Genomic DNA, 21593 nt, shown 5'->3' on the forward strand with positions numbered 1-21593 from the left:
TGTAGTAAGGAGGATCGTAAAGATCCTAAAGGCCCGGACCATTCGCACGACCCTTTGGAGCCGGGATTAATAAAGCGGGTGCAGCGCGGAGGGTCTTTCTTATGTTACGACCAGTATTGTGAACGCTATAAAGCAGGCGCACGAGGTAAGGCTGAAGTGAATAGCCCTACCAATCATGTGGGATTCCGCTGTGTAAAAGATCTTCCGTAACTTCAAACAAAATGTGAAACCTACAAAATAATAAAGCCCTCACCAGTGATGAGGGCTTATATTTTATTGTAAGCTTATGTATTGACCTTATTGTGCGTTCAAAAACAATGGATTTTTGTGCTACCAATTCTCTGAAGTATGGATCCTGAAGATCTTTGATAAAGCGGATTGCTTCACCTGTAGACTTCATTTCCGGTCCTAACTTTTTATCTACTTCAGGGAATTTAGAGAATGAGAACACCGGCTCTTTGATAGCCCATCCAGTGAGCTTACGTTTCGATTTTGAAATCTTTAAGCTTGTTGGCTCCCAACATCACTTTTGTTGCGATATTGATATAAGGAACATCGTAAGCCTTAGCGATGAAAGGAACGGTACGTGAAGCACGAGGGTTAGCCTCGATTACATAAACGTTTTCACCTTTTACGGCAAACTGAATATTCAAAAGACCTCTTACGTTAAGAGCTTTGGCCAACTTAACCGTATATTCTTCCATTTTCTTAATTACAGTCTCTGACAGGCTGTATGGAGGAAGTACTGCCGACGAATCTCCCGAGTGGATACCTGCAGGTTCGATGTGTTCCATCATACCGATGATATGTACGTCTTCTCCGTCACAGATAGAATCCGACTCAGCTTCTTCTGCACGGTCTAAGAAATGGTCGATCAGGATATGGTTGCCCGGAAGAGTGTTCAACAGCTTCACCACGGCATTTTCCAAATCTTCATCGTTGATAACTATGCTCATGCCCTGACCACCCAACACGTATGAAGGACGTACCAGTACAGGATAACCCACTTCGTTGGCTACTTTGATTGCTTCTTCTGCAGTGGTAGCTACACCGTATTTAGGATAAGGAATATCCAATTCTTTCAATAGGTCTGAGAAGCGGCCACGGTCTTCTGCTAAGTCCATATCTTTGAAAGAAGTACCGATAATCTTCACTCCTAATTTTTCTAGGTCGCTCAGCATCTTGAGTGCTGTCTGTCCACCAAGCTGTACGATAACACCTTCCGGTTTTTCTAGCTCGATGATTTCACGTACGTGCTCCCAGAATACAGGCTCGAAGTATAGTTTGTCCGCCATGTTGAAGTCTGTAGACACCGTCTCAGGGTTACAGTTGATCATGATAGCCTCATAACCACACTCTTTAGCTGCCAACAGACCGTGAACACATGAATAGTCAAATTCTATACCTTGTCCGATACGGTTAGGACCAGAACCCAATACGATGATTTTCTTTTTATCTGAAACGATAGACTCGTTTTCGTCTTCGAAAGTAGAGTAGTAGTATGGTGTATGTGCAGGGAACTCGGCAGCACATGTGTCTACCATTTTGTAAACACGGTTGATTCCTAATTCTTTACGACGTGCATATACATCGTCTTCTGTCACATTGCCTAATATCCAAGCGATTTGTTGATCTGAATAACCTTTTTGTTTTAAAGTCATGAAGAAGTCGCGAGGGATATTTGACAACTGGTAGCGACGAAGTTCCTGCTCCAAGTGTACCAATTCTTGAATCTGTACTAAGAACCACTTGTCTATGCGTGTAGCTTTACGCACCGACTCCAAAGGCACACCCAGTTCAAAAGCATCTTTGATATGGAATACACGCTCAGCACTTGGATGTTCTAAGCTATGCATGATTTCTTCCAAGTTGCGAGACTGACGGCCGTCGGCACCTAAGCCCGCGCGCCCGATTTCCAATGATTGAGCTGCTTTTTGAAGAGCTTCGATGAATGTACGACCTATAGCCATCACTTCACCTACAGCTTTCATCTGTAAGCCCAACTCTTTGTTGGCGCCTTTGAACTTGTCAAAGTTAAAGCGTGGAACTTTAACAATCACATAGTCTAAGGTAGGTTCGAAGTACGCAGATGTTGTTTTAGTAATTTGGTTTTGAAGTTCATCCAACGTATATCCGATAGCCAATTTAGCAGCAATCTTAGCGATAGGGTAACCTGTAGCTTTGGATGCTAAGGCTGAAGAGCGCGATACACGAGGATTGATTTCTATGGCTATGATTTCTTCTGTTTCAGGGTTTACGGAGAACTGTACGTTACATCCTCCTGCGAAGTTACCTATAGAGCGCATCATCTTGATAGCTTGATTACGCATCTCTTGGTAACATTTGTCGGATAATGTCATGCCTGGCGCCACGGTTATGGAATCTCCTGTGTGGATACCCATAGGATCGAAGTTTTCGATAGTACAGATGATGATGACATTATCGTTTTTGTCACGCAACAACTCCAACTCGAATTCTTTCCATCCCAATACCGCTTGTTCTACCAATACTTCGTGTGTTGGTGAAGCATGCAAACCTCTGTTTAATGCGGTGTCAAACTCTTCTTTGCTGTGTACGAAGCCACCTCCTGTACCTGCTAGCGTGTACGAAGGACGGATAACCAGCGGGAAGCCGATTTCCTGAGCAGCTTCTTTACCTTCTAAGAAAGAGTTGGCAATTTTTGATTTAGCAACACCGACACCGATATCTACCATCAGTTGGCGGAATTCTTCACGGTTTTCCGTTTTTTCGATAGCAGCAACATCAACACCGATTACTTGCACATTGTATTTATCCCAAATACCACGATTTGAAGCTTCGATACATAAGTTCAAAGCGGTCTGTCCTCCCATGGTAGGAAGTACAGCGTCGATTTGCTGTTCTTGAAGTACTTGTTCAATACTTTCGCAGGTAAGCGGCAATAAATAAACATTGTCTGCAACGACTTTGTCTGTCATGATTGTTGCAGGGTTCGAGTTGATAATCGAGACCTTGATGCCTTCTTCTTTTAATGATAAGGCTGCTTGAGATCCTGAATAATCAAATTCACATGCTTGTCCGATTACGATTGGACCAGAACCAATAATTAAAACGGAGTTAATGGAGGTGTTTCTAGGCATTATATTATTTAATCAAAATGTTTAAATGTACCATTTGTTGATGTACAAAGCGGAAGAAATGCCTTTTTCTGAAGAGTATTCCGACTGCTTTGTCGGAGTGCAAAGTTATGTATTTTATTTTTAAATTCATCCATAAATGATGAATATTTATTGTAAGAATTCAATAAAGTATGGAACCATAAAAAAGCCTCACCGTAGTGGTAAGGCTTGATATTCATTTTTTCAGATGTAAATCAAAATAGTTGGCGATTTTCTGATACATGTGTACACGGTCTTTGCCGCGGACGTTGTGTTCGTGTGTAGGGTAGAGAAAGTAATCTACCTGCACCCCTTGCTTGATGCACTGTTCGATAAACTGCATACTGTGCTGTTGTACTACTACCGGGTCTTGAGCGCCATGGATAATCAATAGGTTACCTCTTAATCTATCGGCTTTATTAAGTAGGGATGTTTTCTCATAGCCTTCTGGATTTTCTTGTGGAGTATCCATGTAGCGTTCGCCATACATGACTTCGTAGTATTTCCAATCCATTACAGGACCTCCTGCTACACCGGCCTTGAATGTTTCATTGTGTTTGGTCATCATGGAGGTGGCCATGAAGCCTCCGTAGCTCCATCCGAAGATTCCCATTCTGTCTTTGTCTACATAAGGGAGGGACTTTAGGAAGTTTATTCCTACAAGCTGATCTGCCATTTCGTTTTCTCCTAGCTGTCGGTGTGTCACACGTGTAAAGTCACGACCCCGCGCGTCGGAACCTCTATTGTCTAACGTGAAGACGATGTAGCCGTTTTGAGCCATGTAAAGGTCGAAGTACCCTATGCCGCCAAGCCATCGATCTGTAATCATCTGAGCGTGAGAGCCACCATACAGATAAACCATCACTGGATATTTTTTCGACGGGTCAAAATTTGTAGGATAAGTAATCCGTGCGTTGAGTGGTGTCTTGCCATCCGGAGATAATAACTCCTTAAATTCTATCTTCGGTAGGTTTATCTTCCCTTCGAAAGGGTTATGTACTCTAAGCAACTCTTTGCTAGTTCCTTTTTTTGTGTTTATGATCTGAACTATGTTAGGTGTATTTAAGTTGCTGAACTGGTCTACAACGAAGTTGCCGCTAGGGCTTATGGAAGCATTGTGTACACCATGGATTGTCGTCAGCTGCTTTGTCTTTCCGGATTTAAGCTCTACCTCGTAGAGGTGTCTTTCAAGTCCTTTGTTGCTGGCGCCAATATAATAGGCTTTGGTGTAGTTGCTGTTAAAACCTTTGAAGTTTGTGACAATAACGTCTTTGTATCCCAGATGGCGGATTAGTTTTCCTTCGGTGTCGTATAGATAAAGTTGGTTGAAACCATCTTTGTCTGTCTGATATAAGAATTGGTTTGGGGTATTGGGTACAAAAATCAAATCGTGTTGCGGCTCCACCCAGGTGTCGGATTTCTCTTCAAACAGTGTTTTTACGAATTCACCCGTCTTAGCGTTGTATTTGTTGAGTTTGAGGTGGTCTTGTCCTCTATTGAGTACGCCTACATAGATGTGTTCACTGTTTGGGTCCCAAGTTACACTAGTAAGATATTGCTCTTTGGGTTCACCTGTCTTTAGGGTGATATGTTTTCTGCTGCTTATGTCAAAAACTACCAGCGACACTTCTTCGGACTTCATTCCCGCCATAGGGTAGCGTATGTATTGGGTGGTGGCTACCCGGCTGTCCCATTGTGGTAGTGGATATTTGGTGACCATGGATTCGTCTTTTCGGTAATATAGTAGCTTTTGGTTGTCAGGGGACCACCACATTCCTTTTTTTATTCCGAACTCTTGTCTGTGTACATAGTCACTACCGTTCACAATTCCGTCAACAGTGTCCTTGGTAACCACAATCTTTTCGCCGCTTTCGGTGACAATTAGAATGTTGTTGTTTATAGAATAAGCATAGTGCTTTTGCTTTTCTATGTTGGGGATATTGTTCGGATAGGATTTTATGACCGTAGCCTTTTTGTTGGCTATATTGTATTCTACAAGATGTACTCCCTTGTCTGTCGTTAGCTCAAACGCTAAGGTGTTGTCGTCAACCCAATCGTAGCTGAATGGAAATATTCTAAGCTCGAACGTGTCTTGCGGGAGTGCATGACGTAGAGCGTTAGTGAGGTCCGTGATGTTGGCAATTTCTTTTTCTGTCCAATTGTCTTTGGCTTGACGGGCTATAAGTTTTTGGTAGGAAGCGTCTAAGTGGGTAAGTATGTCATTCTTTTTAGTCCACTGTAAACCATAGAGAGTTGTGGGAGCAAATTTGTTCGGTCCGAAAACCGTTTCTTCTATAGTGAAATTACGTTGTGCATAAACCGAGGTACTGCTGCCTATCAGCAGGAAAAAAAGTAATCTTTTCATGTTCAAAAAAAATGTAATGCTACTAAAATAGTGCTTTTAGTAATAAAATTTTGTAACGATTATGATTTTAAAAGGTGAGAAAGAGCATGCTTACTGCCTGCTAAAATGTGTACCTTTATGGTATGATAACACAGAGAGTATCTTTAAAGGATGTGAGGGTTTATGCGCCTATAGGCTTCTACGAAGAGGAACAAGTAGTAGGAAATGAGTTTGTAGTAAATCTTGAAGTAGTCTTCCCTTTCCGTCAGGCCGATATGGAAAAACTTGAGAATACCATTAATTATGAAGAGTTGTATGCTGTAGTCATGGAGGTGATGAAGCCTAAACGCAAGCTGTTGGAGTCTGCTTTGGAAGACATTCTAAATATTACCTTGGAAAAATATCCGTTTGCGGAGGAAATTTATGTTGCTCTTAAGAAAATAAATCCTCCGTTTGGCGGAGATTTAGCAACCTCAGAAGTAAGTCTGACTTATAAAAAGGATTTATAAGTCACTTGATCGTGCTTAATAAATAAAGAAATGACATTTTGTCTTGTAAAAATTATTTTTTATGACAAAATGTCCTAAAAAATAGGGTGGTATGGAACTTGAATAATGCTAAACGAAATTGATTCTGAATTAAAATATAAAAGGAGGATATAAATATGGCATTGATTAAATTTCCAACTAAAGCAGTTAACACTGATGTTGTAAATCCATTCATCAACAGCATTTTCGATAATCTTTTTAATGATTCGTTTATTACGGATAGATTAGTGACCCGCATTCCGGCAGTAAACATTACCGAAACCGAAAGGGAGTTTTTGGTAGAGTTGGCCGCTCCGGGTTTACAAAAATCGGATTTCAAGATAAACGTTGACAAAAATATTATTTCTATCTCTGTTGAGAAGAGTGAAGAACGTACTACTGAAGATAAGTTGTACAGCAAGAAAGAATTCAGCTACAATTCTTTTACCCGTTCGTTCACTTTACCAGAAATCGTAGACCATAACAATATTGAGGCTACCTACGAAAATGGTATATTGAAAGTGAAGATCGGCAAGAAAGAAGAGGCTGTAGTAGCTAAACGATTGATTGAAGTAAAGTAAAATAGTGGATATATAGTTTTGGTTAGTAGCAAAATGCCCTCCTCAGGAGGGCATTTTTGTTTTTTAAGGTTGTGATGTTCTTATGTTGTAATAGTTTGTGGGAGAACTTTTTTCTCTTTTCGATAGTTCTATAAGATAAGGTTTTAGATTATCCAACACTCATGCGCTATTATAGAAAAAAGACGGGTAAAGGATTCACCTATGTGGATTCGGAAGCAAAGAAGGTGGAGGACGACAAACTTCTTGCTTTATTTAAGTCGCTGGTCATCCCACCTGCATGGAAGAGGGTAGAGATTAATGCTTCTCCAAGAGCTAAGGTACGTGCTACGGGCTACGACTCTAAAGGTAGGAAACAATACGTATACAATAGTTCTTTTAGGCAACGTCAGGAACAGAAAAAATTCGATCGTATTCTTCATTTTGCGAGGCAGCTTCCACATATGCGTATGGTTACAGGGCAACATCTTCGCAAGAGAAAGCTCGACAGGAATAAGGTGCTGGCATGTATGGTTCGTCTGTTGGATATAGCCTTCTTCAGGCCGGGCAGTGATGTGTATGCGAGAAACAACAAAAGTTATGGTCTTACTACCTTACGATCCAAACATTTGAAAATTGAAGGGGATAAGCTGCTATTCACATATGTCGGAAAGTCTTGGCAGTCTCAGGAAAAGCAGGTTGTAGACGCACAGTTGGCTCGGGTAGTGCGTCAGATCGATGAGTTGCCGGGATATGAAATCTTTAAGTTTATCGATGAAGATGGGAAAATACAGGACGTAAAAAGTCAGCACCTTAACGAATATATTCGGGAAGTGATGGGCCCCGAATTTTCGGCCAAAGATTTTAGGACTTGGGCGGGGACGGTTATTGCTGCCATGAGCTTGGATGAGCTGGGAGCTATCGAGGAAGCTGATCAGCGAAAGTTAAGCAAAAATATTAAGCAGGCGGTGGTGGCGGTGAGTGAAAGGTTGGGGAATACGCCGGCTATTGCCCGCAAGTCGTACATCGACCCCCGAATCATCGATAATTATACGCAAGGCAGGACTTTATGCTACTTTAAGAAGGAGGTAAACAGACTCTTGAAGAAGAATGACAATCTTTCCGTGGAAGAGCTTGGTGTGCTCTGTCTGCTTAAACGTAGGTTAGAAGATTAGAAAGATATTATTATGAGATCAATATGGAATGGAGCTATAGGCTTCGGGTTGGTAAATATCCCTATAAAGGTGTATTCTGCGACAGAATCGCGGAGCTTGGATCTGGATATGCTGGATAAAAAAGATCTGCGCAATATTCGTTATAAAAGAGTGAACGAGAAAACAGGTAAAGAGGTTGCTTGGGAAAATATTGTAAAAGGCTATAAGGTGGAAGATAAATATGTGGTGTTGGAAGATGAAGACTTTGAGGCTGCTAGTCCGGAAAAATCCAAGATTATTACCATATCGCAGTTTGTCAAAGAAGCGGACATTGATACCGTCTTTTTTGATACGCCTTATTTTTTAGAACCTCAAAAAAATGGCGAAGCTGCCTATAATCTACTGCTGAAAGCCTTACTGAAAACCAAAATGGGTGGTATTGGCTCTTTCGTAATGCATGAGCGTGAAATATTAGGGCTTATTAGGCCTTATGATAATAAGGTGTTGATGCTGAATAGGATGCGGTATCCAGAGGAGTTGAGGGATTATGGAGAACTCGACATACCGACAAGAAAGGCTGCTCCCAAGACGGCAGAGATCAAACTTGCTGAGTCTTTGATTAAATCACTGGCAAAGCCTTTTGACCCGAAAGATTTTAAAGATACGTATAATGCTAAGCTGCTTAAAATCATTAAAACAGAAGGCCAAAGGCAAGAAAATAAAGGTTGTGCCTATAAAAGATGAGGAAGTGAAGACTTCAGATTTGATGGCAATGTTGAAGGCTAGCCTTGAAAAAGGGGATAAAAATGCGGGTTAATAGAAGGAGAAAAGAGGATGGTGCTGAAAAAATATAATGACAAACGTGATTTCAGAAGCACTTCGGAGCCGCCGGGACGTAAGAGACGGGGAGGAAAGAAATTACATTTTGTGGTGCAACGTCATGCCGCCTCCCGTCTGCATTACGATTTTCGGCTGGAGGTAGATGGTGTGCTCAAGAGTTGGGCTATCCCCAAGGGGCCTTCTCTCAACGCTTCCGACAAGCGCCTAGCAATGATGGTGGAAGACCATCCTCTTGAATATAGGACTTTCGAGGGGACGATACCTCAAGGAAACTATGGGGCTGGAGAAGTAGAAATTTGGGATAAAGGTTATTATGTTCCGCTGACGCAAGGTAAAGGAGAGAATCCCAATAAAGTCATGCGAGAGGAGATTAATAATGGAAGTCTAAAATTTGTTCTGCATGGCGAAAAACTACAAGGTGAATTTGCGTTGGTAAAGATTAAAGATGCCAAGCAAGAGAATGCTTGGCTGCTTATCAAGCATAAGGACGAATTTTCAGTAAAGAAAAAATATTCGGCCGAGGATTATATATCATCAGATTCCAAGGTGACAGCTTATCTGGATAAAAAGAAAAAGGCGCGCCCTTCTAAAAAGGTCGTTCCCATATCTCGGGCTAAAAACTATAAAAAGACCGAGAAGGACAAATTTCCCGAGATTATTAAGCCTATGCTATGCAAAATAGAAGACACGCCTTTTGATAGTAAGGAATGGGCTTTTGAAATCAAATGGGATGGTTATAGAGCTATTGCTGACCTACGAGGAACGAAGGTGAAGCTTTATTCCCGTAACGGAAAGGACTTTACTTCTACGTTTTCCAACATCGCCAATGCATTACAGCTGCAGGTTTATGATATGGTGTTGGATGGGGAGATAATAGCTTATGATGCTAAGGGTAAGCCTAGTTTCCAACGGCTGCAGAATATGGAGGAGGAGAATCAGCAGGCCGTAGTATTTCAAGTGTTTGATCTTTTGTGGTTGAATGGCCATTCTACTATGGAGCTTACCTATCTGCAGCGTAAGGAGTTGCTTAGTGAAGCCCTTCAGCAGCACGAGCTGATACAGTATCACGACTTTGTTCTGGAAAAAGGAAAGAAATTTTTTGAGCAAGCCCGACGTTTGGGGTTGGAAGGTATTATAGCCAAAAGGGTGGATTCCTCGTATACACCCCAAATACGATCTTCAGAGTGGCTGAAAATAAAGGTGGATCAAACGGATGAGGTGCTTATTTGTGGTTTCACAGCTCCTAAAGGATCCAGAAAACATTTTGGCTCGCTCGTTTTAGGGAAGTTTTCTGAAGGACAACTTGTGTTTTGCGGTCATGTGGGAACAGGATTCAAGGATAAAGATTTGGAAATGTTAGCCCGGAAGATGAAACGTTTTATCAGAAAAACATCTCCTTTTCCAGAGCGTCCCAAAACCAATGGAAAGACAATGTGGCTAACTCCTAAGTTGGTGGCTGAAATAAAATTTACGGAGCTTACCAAAGAGTTGATTTACAGGCATCCTGTGTTTATGCATTTGAGAAAAGATAAGAGAGCGGAAGAGGTGGATTTTAATATGGATAAAATGCTATCAGAGGTAAAACCTTCTTTAAAGATGAAATCCCAAAAGAACTTTTCAGGAGATGATAAGCTGCTCCGAATTGGTCGTCATAAGGTTAAGATTACCAACCCGGATAAAGTATATTTCCTCAGTTAGAAATTACCAAAGGTATGGTGATGGATTACTATCAGCAGATGGCACCTTATATTCTTCCTCATTTGAAAGATAGACCTCAATCTATGAACCGTTTTCCGAACGGTATTGAAGGGCAAAATTTCTATCAAAAAGATGCTGCTGACGAGACGCCTGCCTGGATTGCCACGGAAAGCATCTTCTCCAAAAGTACAGATAAGAATATCGAATATCTTGTCTGCAATGATAAGGCGTCCTTGGCATATCTCAATAATCTAGGATGCATAGAATTGAACCCTTGGACTAGCAAGATTTCCGATATAGAATGTCCTACATATATGGTGTTGGATTTGGATCCTTCGGAAAACAATAATTTTGATGATGTTATCGAAGTGGCTTTGGTCGTAAAAGAAGTGCTCGATGACGCAAAAGTGAAGGGGTATCCCAAAACTTCCGGAAGTAGTGGCATGCATATTTACGTGCCTATGGGCAACAAATATCCTTTTGCACAGGTCAAGGATTTTGCCCACTTGCTGATGCAGCTGGTGCAGACCAGAATTCCAGAACTTACCACTTTGGAGCGAAGTCTCAAGAAGCGTGACAAGGGAAAAATATATTTGGACTATCTACAGAACAGAAGAGGACAGACCTTGGCAAGTGTTTACAGTCTTCGCCCACGAAAGGAGGGCACCATATCTATGTCGTTAGAATGGTATGAGGTGAAAAAGGGACTTAAACCTACAGATTTTACGATTTTCAATGCTTTGGACAGGGTAAAAGAGAAAGGAGATCTTTTTAAACCAGTGCTGGGCAGGGGCGCAAACATACTGCAAGCCATAAAAAGGTTAGAAAAATTATAAAATTATGGAGCTATCATTTGTGGGGGAAATACTTTATCGCACAGGCGTGATGTTTTTGGTAATCCTGATAGTGTTACGTTTGTCGGGACGACGCGGGGTGCGTCAGCTTACTTTATTTGAGGTTGCTATAATTTTAGGTATGGGGTCTGCTGCTGGAGATCCCATGTTTCAGAAAGATGTCCCTTTGTTATATGGTGTGATTGTGCTATTCACCATTATATTGTTGTATAAGGTAATAACTTGGATAAGTGCGCGGTGGAAAGGGCTCCATGTTTTGTTGGAAGGTAGGGCTATGGTCATCGTGCGGGATGGAATGTTTGAGTTGAAGCATGAAAAAGATGGCGATTTCTCACAGATGGAGTTTTTTGCTGAGCTTCGAAATCACTCCGTAGAACATCTGGGACAGGTTAAATTGGCTCTTCTGGAGGCGGACGCCACACTCAGCATTCTGTATTTCAAGGATGAAGAAGTGAAATATGGGATGCCCCTTTTTCCGGACAGATATAAAGTTTTGGAATCTGTGCCGAAGGGACAGCCTTGTGCTTGTATGTATTGTGGAAATGTTTTAGAGCACCTGGATAACATACATCAACAGTGTATGCGGTGTAAACGCGCTGAATGGACGGCTGCTATCTGTACAATTCGGCGAGCTTAAATAATAGGCCATCCTTGTTTAAGGATGACCTGCAGCCTATAATTTCTGAAGGATTTTTTCTGCTTTTGCGATATAGTCTTCCAATGTTTTTTTCTCTTTTTGGATGAATGAATTGTCTTTCAGCTTTCCGACCACCTTGTCCATCTCGGCTGTATCCTCGTACACCATCTGCCGAAAAGGGTTTGCATAATCTTTACGACGAGAGTTATATATCTCTTCGAAAATCCATTTTTGTGTATATATACTTTCAGTGATAAGATTTTTTATAAATGCATTATTCCAGAAGGGAATAGGCGTTTCGGTTATTTCTGCCAAGGAAGCCAAGGCATGCATGCGTTTTTCTTTGAGGTAATTTTTGCTCCATTTATGATACTCCTGATGTATGCTGTTCCAATCTTGAAGTGTTCCATTCTTGATGTTTTGCAAGAGTGAGTGAAGGTCTTCCTTAGGAACGAGCTGTCCTCCGATGTTTTCGAATTGTTTTCTTTCCGCAGATTGATGATGAACAATCTCTTGAAGGTCAATTCTATTTTCGGGCAAATGGAAAAGGAGGTCTACCAGCTGCTGTGTGCCATAGTGACGTATCAGCCGTTTAAAAAGATTATAACCCTCTTTCGGTTTTAAAAGCACCACTTTTCTTTTAGAACATTCCACATTTTGCATATATACATCCTGAAGGATTTGTTGTTTTTCGTCTTTCAGAAGATTTTGGGCATTGTGGAGGTTGTCCAAAGATAGACTTTGCATGACCGCTTCTTCGACGATGTTTAAGGAATCGAACATTTCATTGATGGTATCGGGCGCTAGAATGTCGTATTCTATGTATTGATTTTTAATGGTTCGCTTATCACGAGCGATAAATTTATGGTTGTTACGCATGATGGCGTACATATTGTACAAAAACCAATAGGCTGGCACGATAATGAGACGGTCATTCTTCACGTCGTTGCTGATCAACGAGAAAGGAATTTTTATGTTAAGTTCGTGAAGGAAGTCTCCTTTGACAATGAGGGTGTAGGAGGCAAAATAGGAGTTGTGTTTCAGGCTTACACCATAGTCCTGGCCAGAAGCCGCGTCGGGCTCTATGGATCTCCCCGTCCGCAGCACGGGAGTTGTGGTTGGATCCTATTGTTGCTCCTGCGGCCATGTTGCTTTGTCCCATGACCAAGGCGGCACAGAGGAAGGAATTGTTGTGATGTTGCTCATGGGCAGGAAAAAGTAGGGAGTTGAGTACTTCACAGCAGGAAATGGTGGAGTTATCTCCCAAGAAGGAGTTTATCAGACGGGCACCGTACTTTAGTTGGGAGAAGGAGGAGAGGATAAATCTTACGGCCTTCACACCATAAAATATCCTACAGCCATAGCCGATTATGCCGTTTACGATTTCACAGCCTTCACCTATTTGAGTGTAAGCCTCACGGGTGGAGTGGATGGTTACATTTTTAAGTTTATTTACTCCCTTGATGTAAGTATGGTCGCCAATGATTACATCTTTGATCATGTTGGAGTTTTTAATGACGGCATTGTTTCCGATTTCGCTGAAGAAGCCTCCTTCTTTGGAGAAAGGATTTTCTGTGATTTCCACAAGCTTATTCTGTAAGATGTCGTCATGGCGATAGCGGGTCCAAAGGAAGGCATCGGCAGCCTGCATACCTGTAAATGGGAGGATGGCGCGACCCCCATTTTCGTTACATAGCTCTATCCATATTCGTTTGTCTTCATCTTCCCCTTGTTTGAGTATGCCATTACCAAACTTAGCGTTGTAGCTGGTTTCCATTTCATTGATGTTGGAAAGGATGACATTGTCACCCGTGATGAAGTTGGCCATATATCGCACATGGTGTATAGCATTGTTGTCGCCCACGATGCTGTTGATAAGGCAGCTGTGATAAATACCACAGGGCAGCTGAAGATCTCTGTAGTCCAGATAATGAGGGGGGATATCCCCAATCTTTACAACGCCATAGAAAGAGGAGTTCTTTATCTGTTCGGGGTTAAATATATCGCTAACCCATATGTTGTTCCAATCCGCCGCGTGGTTGTTATTTTTTAAGAGAATTGCAATTTCGCCGTCTGTTAGGGGGCGATATCTTTTTTCCAATTTAGGGTAGTTTGCCGGTAGGTGAAGCTGCTTTCTTGAAGTCAGTTCCACGTTCCAGCTTTTTCCTAATTCTGCCAGAGGTCTTTGTATAACGTTGCTCATACTTATTCTACTGTTACGGATTTAGCCAAATTTCTAGGTTTATCTACATCTATGCCGCGTCCTGTTCCTACATAGTAGGAGAGCAGCTGTAGCGGTATCACAGCAAGGATAGGGGAGATTAGCTCATGTGTTTCCGGGATAGTAATGCTGTCGTCAGCCAGGCCGAGGGCGAGTTGGTCGTTTTGGGAAACTACGGCTATCAGCTTCCCTCTGCGAGCCTTTATTTCCTGCATATTACTGATGATTTTTTCGTGAACTCTATCTTTTGTAGCAATTGAATACGACGGGAAGATTTTCGTCTATCGAGAGCTATAGGGCCGTGTTTCATCTCCGCGGCAGGATAGCCTTCCGCATGTATATAGCTTATTTCTTTCAACTTTAAGGCTCCTTCAAGGGCTATAGGGAAGTTATACCCTCTTCCGAGATAGAGGAAGCTGCCTGCGTTTTTGTACTTTTCGGCAATCTGTTTAATACTATCTTTTGACTCTGTGAGGATAGATTCTACTTTTCTTGGCAGATCGTTCATTTCTTTGAAGAGCTGTTTTTGCAATTCGGGAGAGATGGTGTTGCGGTATTCAGCCAGTTTCAGCGCAAAGGAAAGAAGTACGGTAAGCTGGGTGATGAAAGCTTTGGTGCTTGCTACGCCAATTTCATGCCCGGCATGGGTGTATATGCCGGCGTCAGTAATACGTGCTATGGAAGAACCTACAACATTGACAATACCGAAGATGGTGGCTCCTTGGGCTTTGGCTTTTTCTAAGGCTACCAAGGTATCTGCCGTTTCGCCACTTTGGGAAATAGCTATGATAACATCTTCGGGTGTTATTATAGGGTTGCGGTATCTGAATTCGGAAGCGTATTCAACCTCTACATTTACGCGTGCCAACTCTTCTATCCAGTATTCGGCCAAAAGTCCGGCGTGCCAGCTGGTTCCGCATGCTACAATGATTATCCTGCGAGCCTGCAGCAGCTTATCTTTAATTTTTTCGAGACCACTAAGACGCAAGGTAAGCTCGATAGGATCAAGTCTTCCTCGTAGGGAATCGGTAATAGCCTGCGGCTGCTCATATATTTCTTTGATCATGAAGTGGTCGTATCCACCTTTTTCTATGGCTGCCAGCTCGAGGTCTAATTTCTGAATGTAAGGCGTGACGGTCTCATTTCCCAGATTTTTCAGGATAAGCTGTTCCGGGGTGATGATGGCAAGCTCATAGTCATTGATATATACTACTTCTTTGGTGTATTCAAGCATAGGGGAGGCGTCGGAGCCGAGGAAATGTTCGTTCTTGCCTATTCCGATAACCAGAGGGCTGCCCTTACGAGCAGCGAAGAGTGTGTCACTGTGGTCTTTGGATAGGAGAAGTATGACATAGGTTCCTACCACTCTTTTGAGTGCTATACGTATAGCTTCTTCTACAGGACATTGGTTGTTCAGGTAAATATCTTCGATGAAGTTTACAAGCACTTCCGTGTCGGTATCGCTGTTGAACTTATAGCCTTTTTGTAAGAGTTCTTCCTTGATGGAAGCATAGTTTTCTATGATGCCGTTGTGAACAAGCACAAACTTTCCTGTCGCAGAAACGTGAGGATGAGCATTATTGTCGGAGGGTATGCCGTGAGTTGCCCAGCGTGTATGGCCTATTCCCAAGGAGGTTGAGGTGTCATATCCATGAAAGGCGGCTTCTAAGGTTGCCACTTTACCTGCTTTTTTGATGGTGAGAAAGTCGTTTCCTTTATGAAGGGCGATACCTGCGCTATCATATCCGCGGTATTCCAATCTTTTTAAACCATTGATTAGATACGTATAAGCGTCCTTATTGCCGATATATCCTACTATACCACACATAAGTTTATAATTTTAGTTAATAGGTCAAATAAAATGTTATGTTATTTATTGGTGTTAAAGTTAAATTGATTTACTCTTATTAAAAAAGAAATCTTAATATTAATTTTTTGTTCTCTTTATGTTGGGAAGGTGGAATGTGATAGTAGTCATTCCTTGAAGGAGAAAATGATTTTGAAATAGTCTTGTATAAATAAAAAGAATACACTATCTTTGCATCTCATTAAAAGATTATACAAATTAATTAACAAACAATGTACGCAATAGTAAGTATAGCAGGACAGCAATTTAAGGTTGCAAAAGACCAACATCTTTTTGTACACCGTTTACAAGGAGATGAAGGCGCTAGTATTGAATTTGACGAAGTATTATTAGCTGAAGATGGCGGCAAATTTAAAATCGGTGCTCCTACAATCGAAGGTGCAAAAGTTACCGCTAAGATTGTGTCGCATCTAAAAGGTGATAAAGTGATCGTTTTCAAGAAAAAACGTCGTAAAGGTTATAAAAAGAAAAACGGACACCGTCAATTGTTCACTAAAATCCAGATTACTGGTATCACTTTATAATTGGAGTTGTTAATCTGACTAAAGTCATAAATTAAGATAAAGAAATGGCACATAAGAAAGGTGCAGGTAGTTCTAAGAACGGCCGTGAGTCACAACAGCAAAAGATTAGGTAATCAAAATTTTTGGTGGATCAAAAAGCTATTGCTGGAAACATTATTGTACGTCAACGTGGTACAGTACATTATCCAGATGCTAACGTAGGTATGGGTAAAGACCACACATTGTTCGCTTTAGTAGATGGTACTGTAGTTTTCCGTAAAAAAGCTAACAACAGATCTTACGTTTCAGTTATCCCAGCTGAGAACAACTAAGATTTAACCTACAAAAAGATTGAGCCGCTAAGATCTCTTAGCGGCTTTTGTTTTTAGAAGGATATTATTTTAATAATACCTTCCTATTTTTTAATCCGAGGCTCTTTCTTCTTTGTTGAAAGCTCCTCATAAACTATATAATGAAGACTTTCAAAGAATTAAGAGTGAGTGCGCCGATATTGGAAGCACTTAGCAGACAAGGGTATGCTTGTCCTACTCCTATACAGGAACAGGCTATTCCACAAGTATTACAAGGCAAAGATGTGTTGGGCTGTGCGCAGACCGGTACGGGTAAGACGGCAGCCTTTTCGATTCCCGTTTTACAGTTACTAAGTGCTGGCAAGCCGGAAGGATATAAGCAGGGGGCAATACGCTCTTTGATACTGACTCCTACCCGTGAGTTGGCCATTCAGATTGACGAGTCATTGGAAGCATATGGTGAAAATCTGGAACTTAAGCATGCAGTAGTTTTCGGTGGTGTAAGTCAGTCTAGTCAGGTTCAGCAGCTTCGTCAGGGGGTGGACATATTAGTGGCTACACCAGGCCGTCTATTAGATTTGGTGTCACAGAAGCTGATATGGCTGGACAAGGTAGAGATCTTGGTGCTGGACGAAGCAGACAGAATGCTGGACATGGGCTTTATCCATGATGTAAAACGTGTCTTGTCTTTAGTGCCTGCTAAGAGACAAACGTTGTTTTTTTCGGCGACAATGCCGAGACAGATTCAAGCCTTGGCAGATGCCATTTTGCGTCGATCCTATGAAGGTGGAAGTGACTCCTGAGTCCAGCACGGCAGAAACTATTCAGCAAACCCTATATTATGTAGAAAAAGCCAATAAGCCCAAAGCTCTATTGCACTTGTTGAATACGCGGGTGGACGATAGTGTATTGGTGTTTGCCCGTACAAAACATGGAGCCGACCGCTTAGTGAGATTGCTGCTGAAGAATGGAATCTCTGCAGCGGCCATCCATGGGAATAAGTCGCAGAATGCCCGCCAAAATGCTTTGGACGCCTTTAAGAAAAAGACTATAAAAGTACTGGTAGCAACAGATATTGCCGCAAGGGGAATAGATATAGACTTGTTGCAATATGTTATTAACTATGAGATACCTAATATTCCAGAATCCTATGTTCACCGTATTGGTCGTTCTGGAAGGGCGGGAGCGTCAGGCTTTGCACTATCTTTATGTGGGGTGGAAGAAATTCCATATATCCGCGATATTCAGTTTACCATAGGATTGGAGTTGCCGGTACAGGAATTAGAAGGGTTGAGTATGTCTCCGGAGCTGATTAGGCAGAGTCAGTTTTTGTTAAATCAGGGAAAATCAAAGCAATCAAAAGATCTACCAAAAACAGGTACAAAACCAGACTTTCGTCATAAGAAGAAATCTTACCCACGAAAATCCCAAAATGGACCAAACAAGGTTTTCTCCTCGGGAGAAAGTTTCCGATCACGTGGAAATAGTACAAATGATAGAATAAGATAGAGTTACTTTTTGAATTTAGAAAAAATCTCTATTTAAAATAGCTGAGTGTGGGTGGATATTTATTGTCTACCCATACTTTTTATGGGGGAGGATGAAAGATATTAAAAAGAGTTTTTTGAAAAAAGAATATGTGGAGCATATCGGATTCGAACCGATCACCTCTACGCTGCCAGCGTAGCGCTCTAGCCAAATGAGCTAATGCCCCAGATGATATGCCTTTATGAGGCGTTTACAGTCCCTAAGTACGGAAATATTTTGATGTTTGTCAATACCTATTCTGTTTTTGATAGGTATGCTATTGATAATTAGGTTTTTTTGTTTTAACTTGAAATGATGATGCATGATGCCATGCACCATCATTCACTACTTACATTAACCTACCTATATTTGTGGATTAGCACTATATTCTTTCCAGAGTTCGTCAATACTTTTTCCTAGGTAGCGGGTCCAGAACTCTTCACTATAGGTTTTACTGCGCATATGCTGGTCTAAGGTTCTGATGAAACCTTTTTTCTTTTTTTTATCTAACCACACGAAGAAACGTGCTGTAATTCTATAGGCATCGGTGTATTTGTGAGAGTCCTTATAGTCTGGTAAGGACCAGTTAGCGCCTTTGTTGTCCACCCCCATCGTATAGCGTATATAGTCTGCAATACCTTCCGTAATCCAACCGGGACCAGCACCATGTGGATAGCTTTGGACTAAATGCATGGTTTCATGTGTGACAATATCTATATCTCTAGGATTCTTCTTAAACCATTCCGGGTTGAAACGGATTACGCCTCCCCCGGCGGCGGCTATACCGTCGTACTCCGGATCGATGACAAATATTACTTTGCGTGAAGCCTCTTTGTTATATAGCTTAACCTGCTTAGGATAATTTATAAAGAAAACTTGTTTTAGCTTTTCCCCCACCTTAGAGTCAAAGTCCTTGGATTTATTGATAAAAATCAGGGTGAATTTTTTCTTAGTGATGGTATCCACCTGGACAGCATTTTTTATATCTCTGTTGATATCTGACCAATTTCGTTGGGCAAAGGATGTCTTTACCGATATGAAGCTTAATAGTATAAGTGTTAAAAAATCTCGTCTGAATTGCATAAGGATGTAAACTTAAAATTTGTTAGGATCAGTTGTAAATGAATAAGGATATGCCGAAGGTTTTGTTCCTCTGGTCTTATTTGGCAATGCACGCATGTCTACTTTGAAGGTACCTCCTTTGAAGATGTCTCCATGTTTGATGTAGTTTACGTCGTGTGACTTGCCGTTGAATGTAATGTTGTGCACATAAATATTTTTCGCAGAGTTGTTTGGAGCTTCTATAACGAACGTTTTGCCGTTTTCAAGGTGTATGGTAGCTCTCTTGAAAAGAGGAGCTCCCAAGACATACTCGTCCATTGCCGGACATACAGGATAAAATCCCAATGCGGAGAAAACATACCATGCGGATGTCTGTCCATTGTCTTCATCACCACAGTAACCATCAGGGGTAGGTTTGTACATTCTGTTCATTACTTCTCTTGCCCAATACTGTGCTTTCCAAGGCTCTCCTGCGTAATTGTACAGATAAATCATATGTTGGATAGGTTGGTTTCCATGGGCGTATTGCCCCATGTCGGCAATTTGCATTTCGCGAATTTCGTGAATCACTCCGCCATAGTAGCTGTCGTCGAAGGCCGGAGGTTGTGAAAATACCGAATCCAGCATGTTTACAAAAGTTTTACTGCCTCCCATCAGGTCGATAAGTCCTTGTACATCGTGAAATACCGACCAGGTATAATGCCAGCTATTACCTTCGGTAAACGCATCTCCCATTTTAAAGGGTTGAAAGGCGATTGGAACGAGCCGTCTTTGTTTTTTCCGCGCATTAAGTTGGTGGAAGGGTCGAACAGGTGTTTATAATTTTGGCTTCGTTGGGCGTATAGCTTTATTTCCTCTTGAGGTTTTTTCAATGCTTTGGCCAGCCTATAGATAGCGAAATCATCATAGGCGTATTCCAGCGTGCGGGCAGCACTTTCATTGATGCCGACGTCGTAGGGAACATATCCCAGCTCATTGTAGTAGGCGACACCTTTTCTGCCCACCGCTGTCATAGGCCCTTCGTTGTTAGCGCCATGTTTCAAGGCTTCGTAGAGGGTTTCTATATCATAACCTCTTAGACCTTTGAGGTAAGCTTCAGCCACAACGGAGGCAGAGTTGTTTCCTATCATGATGTCTGCAAATCCTGGGCTGCTCCATTCCGGCAAGAATCCGCCTTCTTTATAGCAGTTTATCAACCCTTCCTGCATTTCCTTATTGATTGAAGGATAAACCAGATTTAACAGAGGATACAACGCACGGAAAGTGTCCCAGAAGCCGGTACCTCCAAACATATAGCCGGGTAGAACCTCTCCGGTATAAGGGCTGTAGTGTACGATGTTGCCTTGAGCATCGTATTCGTACAACTTATTAGGGAAGAAGAGCGTACGGTAGAGGCAGCTATAGAACGTTCGCAGCTGGTCTATGCTTCCTCCCTCGACTTTTATTTTGCCTAATTTGTCGTTCCATTGTTTACGGGCTTTGGATGCCACCATGTCGAAGGAGTCTTTACCCAATTCATTGAGGTTTCGGAGAGCCTGTTCTTTACTGATAAAAGAAGAGGCCACACGAGCGTGGATAGGATCCTGCTTGCCTGATGATTTAAAACCTATGATAGCACCAACGTGGTTAGCCTGTAATTTCAGAATTCCTTCCTTTTTGTTTTTACCTTCCCATACTGCATTGTATGTGAAGGGTCTGTCAAATACGACTACGAAGTAATTTCTGAAATTAGGAAGTTTACCTCGGCTATAACGGGAGGAGTAGCCGATAATCATATTTTTTTCTGGGATAATTTCTACTTCGGAGCCACGGTCGAAAGCGTCGATAACGACGAAGGCACTATCGGTTTTGCCGAAAGAAAAACGGAATATTGCTGCTCTTTCGGTAGGGGTAACCTCTGCTGTCACGTCGTGATCTGCAAGATAAACTTTGTAGTAATAAGGTTTGGACACTTCCGCCTTATGCGAATACCAGCTAGCTCTTTCGTCTTGGTCGAAAACCGATTTGCCACTTACCGGCATGAGGGAGAACTGGCCGTAGTCGTTCATCCATGGGGAAGGTTGGTGTGTCTGCTTCAGTCCGCGGATCTTGTCGGCAGCATATGTATACTGCCATCCGTCACCCATTTTGCCTGTCTGTGGGGTCCACATATTCATACCCCAGGGTACGCCCACGGCAGGATAGGTGTTGCCGTTGGACAGAGCAAATTTGGAGTCCGTACCCATTAGAGGATTGACATAATCTACCGGCTCCATCGTGTTGTCTGCCTGCTGTGCGTTCAGGTTGACAGCAAAAGAGCAAGCAACAAAAAGTGTTAAGAGTTTTTTGGTTTTAATAGAAAGGAACTTCATCAT

At 41.9% G+C, this 21593-nt stretch carries 16 protein-coding genes, 1 tRNA gene and 3 pseudogenes; 12 read left to right on the forward strand and 8 right to left on the reverse strand.

The window, feature by feature from the left end; genetic code table 11:
- Nucleotides 1–210, forward strand: a 210-nt coding sequence (locus SD31_RS05540) for an SUMF1/EgtB/PvdO family nonheme iron enzyme (protein WP_039053405.1), incomplete at its 5' end; no start/stop codon positions are given.
- Nucleotides 211–304: 94 nt separating this feature from the next.
- Here the strand turns inward: SD31_RS05540 and carB are convergent.
- A pseudogene (gene carB / locus SD31_RS05545) lies at nt 305–3119 on the reverse strand (carbamoyl-phosphate synthase large subunit); the annotation flags it as partial.
- Nucleotides 3120–3333: 214 nt separating this feature from the next.
- Nucleotides 3334–5502 carry a S9 family peptidase gene (locus SD31_RS05555; protein ID WP_039053407.1) on the reverse strand — a complete coding sequence of 723 codons (2169 nt, stop codon included), beginning with the start codon at nt 5500–5502 and terminating at the stop codon, nt 3334–3336.
- Between the two features lie 122 nt (nt 5503–5624).
- On the opposite strand from SD31_RS05555, the gene folB reads away from it, so the two are divergent.
- The 7 genes from folB to SD31_RS05585 all read left to right on the forward strand — a co-directional run bounded on the left by folB (nt 5625) and on the right by SD31_RS05585 (nt 11748).
- Nucleotides 5625–5990, forward strand: a complete 366-nt coding sequence (folB, locus tag SD31_RS05560; RefSeq protein WP_039053408.1) for a dihydroneopterin aldolase — start codon at nt 5625–5627, stop codon at nt 5988–5990.
- A gap of 155 nt (nt 5991–6145) precedes the next feature.
- Nucleotides 6146–6589 carry an Hsp20/alpha crystallin family protein gene (locus tag SD31_RS05565; RefSeq protein WP_039053409.1) on the forward strand — a complete coding sequence of 148 codons (444 nt, stop codon included), beginning with the start codon at nt 6146–6148 and terminating at the stop codon, nt 6587–6589.
- A 161-nt stretch (nt 6590–6750) separates the two neighbouring features.
- Nucleotides 6751–7740, forward strand: coding sequence for a DNA topoisomerase IB (locus SD31_RS05570; RefSeq protein WP_039053410.1), 990 nt, complete (start codon nt 6751–6753; stop codon nt 7738–7740).
- A 12-nt stretch (nt 7741–7752) separates the two neighbouring features.
- Complete coding sequence (locus SD31_RS05575) at nt 7753–8463, forward strand: Ku protein (protein ID WP_231561213.1); 711 nt, start codon at nt 7753–7755, stop codon at nt 8461–8463.
- A gap of 90 nt (nt 8464–8553) precedes the next feature.
- Complete coding sequence (gene ligD / locus SD31_RS05580) at nt 8554–10257, forward strand: non-homologous end-joining DNA ligase (protein ID WP_197053553.1); 1704 nt, start codon at nt 8554–8556, stop codon at nt 10255–10257.
- Nucleotides 10258–10271: 14 nt separating this feature from the next.
- Complete coding sequence (gene ligD / locus SD31_RS17150; RefSeq protein ID WP_410528236.1) at nt 10272–11093, forward strand: non-homologous end-joining DNA ligase; 822 nt, start codon at nt 10272–10274, stop codon at nt 11091–11093.
- A 4-nt stretch (nt 11094–11097) separates the two neighbouring features.
- Nucleotides 11098–11748: a DUF421 domain-containing protein gene (locus SD31_RS05585; RefSeq protein ID WP_039053411.1), complete on the forward strand. Its 651-nt coding sequence runs from the start codon at nt 11098–11100 to the stop codon at nt 11746–11748.
- A 36-nt stretch (nt 11749–11784) separates the two neighbouring features.
- Here SD31_RS05585 and SD31_RS19945 read toward each other — a convergent pair whose 3' ends face one another.
- The 3 genes and pseudogenes from SD31_RS19945 to glmS all read right to left on the reverse strand — a co-directional run bounded on the left by SD31_RS19945 (nt 11785) and on the right by glmS (nt 15797).
- On the reverse strand, nt 11785–12639 hold the full coding sequence (locus SD31_RS19945; protein WP_410528237.1) for a hypothetical protein: 855 nt from the start codon (nt 12637–12639) through the stop codon (nt 11785–11787).
- 85 nt (nt 12640–12724) lie between these two features.
- Nucleotides 12725–13951 (reverse strand): DUF4954 family protein, encoded by a 1227-nt coding sequence (locus tag SD31_RS19950; protein ID WP_156138226.1) that lies wholly within the window; start codon nt 13949–13951, stop codon nt 12725–12727.
- 2 nt (nt 13952–13953) lie between these two features.
- A pseudogene (glmS, locus tag SD31_RS05595) lies at nt 13954–15797 on the reverse strand (glutamine--fructose-6-phosphate transaminase (isomerizing)).
- Between the two features lie 251 nt (nt 15798–16048).
- On the opposite strand from glmS, the gene rplU reads away from it, so the two are divergent.
- The 4 genes from rplU (at nt 16049) to SD31_RS20690 (ending at nt 18159) form a co-directional block, all read left to right on the forward strand.
- Nucleotides 16049–16360, forward strand: coding sequence for a 50S ribosomal protein L21 (gene rplU, locus SD31_RS05600; RefSeq protein WP_039053412.1), 312 nt, complete (start codon nt 16049–16051; stop codon nt 16358–16360).
- A 125-nt stretch (nt 16361–16485) separates the two neighbouring features.
- Complete coding sequence (locus SD31_RS05605; protein ID WP_231561215.1) at nt 16486–16671, forward strand: 50S ribosomal protein L27; 186 nt, start codon at nt 16486–16488, stop codon at nt 16669–16671.
- Nucleotides 16672–16811: 140 nt separating this feature from the next.
- A complete protein-coding gene (locus SD31_RS20685; RefSeq protein ID WP_316929778.1) occupies nt 16812–17453 on the forward strand; it encodes a DEAD/DEAH box helicase in 642 nt (213 codons plus the stop codon).
- Nucleotides 17431–18159: a helicase-related protein gene (locus SD31_RS20690; protein ID WP_316929779.1), complete on the forward strand. Its 729-nt coding sequence runs from the start codon at nt 17431–17433 to the stop codon at nt 18157–18159. Before SD31_RS20685 ends, SD31_RS20690 begins: the two co-directional genes overlap by 23 nt.
- A 131-nt stretch (nt 18160–18290) precedes the next feature.
- Here SD31_RS20690 and SD31_RS05615 read toward each other — a convergent pair.
- The 3 genes and pseudogenes from SD31_RS05615 to SD31_RS05625 form a co-directional block, all read right to left on the reverse strand.
- Nucleotides 18291–18364: transfer RNA gene (locus SD31_RS05615), tRNA-Ala, on the reverse strand.
- A 176-nt stretch (nt 18365–18540) separates the two neighbouring features.
- On the reverse strand, nt 18541–19260 hold the full coding sequence (locus SD31_RS05620; protein ID WP_039053413.1) for a basic secretory protein-like protein: 720 nt from the start codon (nt 19258–19260) through the stop codon (nt 18541–18543).
- Nucleotides 19261–19272: 12 nt separating this feature from the next.
- Nucleotides 19273–21590 (reverse strand): annotated as a pseudogene (locus SD31_RS05625) (GH92 family glycosyl hydrolase).
- Nucleotides 21591–21593: the final 3 nt, after the last annotated feature.

It is taken from the genome of Sphingobacterium sp. T2 (assembly GCF_000814685.1).
Lineage (GTDB): Bacteria > Bacteroidota > Bacteroidia > Sphingobacteriales > Sphingobacteriaceae > Sphingobacterium > Sphingobacterium thermophilum.

Bases quoted from the DNA above. Each gene is read 5' to 3' on its own strand.
- SD31_RS05585 (WP_039053411.1), top strand. From the start codon at position 11,098: ATGGAGCTATCATTTGTGGGGGAAATACTTTATCGCACAGGCGTGATG.
- SD31_RS20685 (WP_316929778.1), top strand. From the start codon at position 16,812: ATGAAGACTTTCAAAGAATTAAGAGTGAGTGCGCCGATATTGGAAGCA.
- SD31_RS05565 (WP_039053409.1), top strand. From the start codon at position 6,146: ATGGCATTGATTAAATTTCCAACTAAAGCAGTTAACACTGATGTTGTA.
- SD31_RS05570 (WP_039053410.1), top strand. From the start codon at position 6,751: ATGCGCTATTATAGAAAAAAGACGGGTAAAGGATTCACCTATGTGGAT.
- SD31_RS05620 (WP_039053413.1), bottom strand. From the start codon at position 19,260: ATGCAATTCAGACGAGATTTTTTAACACTTATACTATTAAGCTTCATA.
- SD31_RS05575 (WP_231561213.1), top strand. From the start codon at position 7,753: ATGAGATCAATATGGAATGGAGCTATAGGCTTCGGGTTGGTAAATATC.
- SD31_RS19950 (WP_156138226.1), bottom strand. From the start codon at position 13,951: ATGAGCAACGTTATACAAAGACCTCTGGCAGAATTAGGAAAAAGCTGG.
- SD31_RS05555 (WP_039053407.1), bottom strand. From the start codon at position 5,502: ATGAAAAGATTACTTTTTTTCCTGCTGATAGGCAGCAGTACCTCGGTT.
- ligD (WP_197053553.1), top strand. From the start codon at position 8,554: ATGGTGCTGAAAAAATATAATGACAAACGTGATTTCAGAAGCACTTCG.
- ligD (WP_410528236.1), top strand. From the start codon at position 10,272: ATGGTGATGGATTACTATCAGCAGATGGCACCTTATATTCTTCCTCAT.
- SD31_RS19945 (WP_410528237.1), bottom strand. From the start codon at position 12,639: ATGTACGCCATCATGCGTAACAACCATAAATTTATCGCTCGTGATAAG.
- folB (WP_039053408.1), top strand. From the start codon at position 5,625: ATGATAACACAGAGAGTATCTTTAAAGGATGTGAGGGTTTATGCGCCT.
- SD31_RS20690 (WP_316929779.1), top strand. From the start codon at position 17,431: ATGAAGGTGGAAGTGACTCCTGAGTCCAGCACGGCAGAAACTATTCAG.
- rplU (WP_039053412.1), top strand. From the start codon at position 16,049: ATGTACGCAATAGTAAGTATAGCAGGACAGCAATTTAAGGTTGCAAAA.